Consider the following 1,433-nt stretch of genomic DNA (forward strand, 5'->3'; position numbering starts at 1 on the left):
GATCACCCCGCCGGTGGCGATCAACCTGTACGTGGCCTCGTCGGTCACCCAGCTGCCGCTGGAGCGCATCACCCGGGCGATCGTGCCGTACATGCTGGGGCTGATCGGCGTGCTGCTGCTGGTGGTCTACGTGCCCATCTTCATGGGCTGGTCGGGGCGCTGAGGCGCCTGCCACGAGGGAGCCCCCAGGGGCTCCCTTTTTCGTTCACACGCACTCAACCGGCGTGCCCCTCCTGCTGGCAGGCCTTGCGAAACTGCCCCGGCGTGATGTCGAAGAGCTGGTGAAAGCAGTTGCGAAAGTGCGAGATGCTGACGAAGCCGGTCGCCACCGCCACTTCCGCCAAGGGCTTGTTGGTCTGCTGGAGCAGCTGGCGCGCGCGGGTCAGGCGCAACTCCATGTAGTAGCGCGACGGGCTGGCGCTGACGTAGCTTGCGAACAGGCGCTCGAGCTGGCGTCGCGAAAGATTCACCCAGTTGCTGATCTCGGGGATCGACAGCGGCTCCTCGATGTTGTTCTTCATCAGCTGGAGCGAGATCTTGAGCTTCTCCGGCAGGGTGTGGTTCCGGTCGACCCGCAGCGTCGAGACATCCGGCGAATCGAGCCCCTTGTCGCAGCTGAGCATCTCCTCGACCGCACCCACCACTTCGTTGCCGCAGTCCGAACGCACCAGCTCCAGCATCATGCTCAGCGAGCTGCTCGCCCCGGCGCAGCTCAGCCGGTTACGGTCGACGATGAAGCTGCGGCTGGTCACCGATACGTCCCAGAACTGCTCCGCCATCATCGCCCGGCCATCCGGGTGATAGGCGCACTGGTAGCCGCTCAGAAGCCCCGCCTCGGCCAGAAAGTAGGCACCGTTCCATAGCCCGCCCAGAATCGCGCCGTGACCCTCCGCGCTCTTGAGCCGGCTGCGCAGAAGCGAGGTGGCTTGCGGCTTGACCCTGAGCCCGCCACAGACGATCACTACGTCGATGCCGAGCGCGGCGCTGTCGAGCTTTGCAAGCGCCACGTCCGTCGACACCTCGATCCCCAGATCCGACACCGTCGCCCCGCGCTCGTCGCCCACCACCAGCACCTCGTACAGCGTCGAGGACTTCATCAGGTTGGTGGTCACCAGCGCATCCACCGCGCCGGTGAACGCCATCATCGAAAAGTGATCGAGCAGGATGAAGGCGACGCGCCGAACGCGCCGGGCATCGCCACCGGTGCCGCTCGGGGCGATGTAGGCCATGTTCTTGTTCTTCAGCGTGCTCGAGAATCGCTCTCTCATGGTGTCAGCACCTCTTCCACCGTCATGACGTCGCCGCACCGGCTCAGTCGATAGCCGGGCAGCGTCTGCACCGCCTGCTGGAAAGCGTCACTCCCCAGAACGTCGAGAAACGCCTGCAGCCGTGGTTCCTTCAAGGCTTGATGGCGGCAGGCGAGCAGGTAATCC

The 1,433-nt window shown here is 65.0% G+C and carries 2 protein-coding genes; one reads left to right on the plus strand and one right to left on the minus strand.

The annotated features are described in order from the left end of the window. Positions 1-163: TRAP transporter large permease subunit (locus BIS11_RS17465; protein WP_301286510.1), on the plus strand; the 163-nt coding region annotated here is incomplete at its 5' end. 52 nt (positions 164-215) lie between these two features. Here the strand turns inward: BIS11_RS17465 and BIS11_RS17470 are convergent. After that, positions 216-1,268 (minus strand): GlxA family transcriptional regulator, encoded by a 1,053-nt coding sequence (locus tag BIS11_RS17470; protein WP_253421672.1) that lies wholly within the window; start codon positions 1,266-1,268, stop codon positions 216-218. Positions 1,269-1,433 lie beyond the last annotated feature (165 nt).

The sequence above is a fragment of the Halomonas sp. 707D4 genome (genome assembly GCF_024158685.1).
GTDB lineage: Bacteria > Pseudomonadota > Gammaproteobacteria > Pseudomonadales > Halomonadaceae > Vreelandella.

Coding starts and splice junctions, on each gene's coding strand:
- BIS11_RS17470 (WP_253421672.1), bottom strand. CDS start 1,268: ATGAGAGAGCGATTCTCGAGCACGCTGAAGAACAAGAACATGGCCTAC.